This is a genomic window from Staphylococcus sp. 231237_7MaSpsaltlick, assembly GCF_043107035.1.
On the sequence record NZ_JBICNX010000425.1, the window covers coordinates 1 to 409 of the forward strand.

1 protein-coding gene is annotated in these 409 nt (G+C 31.1%); it reads right to left on the reverse strand.

Going from position 1 to position 409, the window contains the following annotated elements:
• Positions 1-162: 162 nt before the first annotated feature.
• Positions 163-312, reverse strand: a complete 150-nt coding sequence (locus ACF91D_RS32185; RefSeq protein WP_392438768.1) for a hypothetical protein — start codon at positions 310-312, stop codon at positions 163-165.
• Between the last annotated feature and the right edge of the window lie 97 nt (positions 313-409).

Here is a 409-nt window from a genome sequence, read left to right on the forward strand (position 1 = left end):
GAATAAAGCTACAGTTCTGCGTAAGTCTTGGTGATACTTCTAAAGGTAATAATTCTATAAGATATCGATAACGATTAAAGAGTTTGTATACCTTCTTTCTTGTTTTTCTATAATCAACTTCAACTGAACTAAATAACTCATGCATAATATTCCTCCTTAGCTTTATTGCTTGTATCTTTTATTCCCTTCAATGATTCCCTCTACATAACCTAGCTTACGTTGTAGTTTCTTTATCTCATCGTCTTTGATACTATTTGTAATTAAAGTTATTAAAGCTATGATTGCTAATATAAATGCTATTGCTAGCCACATTATCGTTTCACCTCAAACTTTTCTGCGCCCTTCTCTTCAATAACTACATCACTATTCATAACTTGAACACGTTTACCATCAATATTAATTACTAAGG

Bases quoted from the DNA above. Each gene is read 5' to 3' on its own strand.
- ACF91D_RS32185 (WP_392438768.1), bottom strand. From the start codon at position 312: ATGTGGCTAGCAATAGCATTTATATTAGCAATCATAGCTTTAATAACT.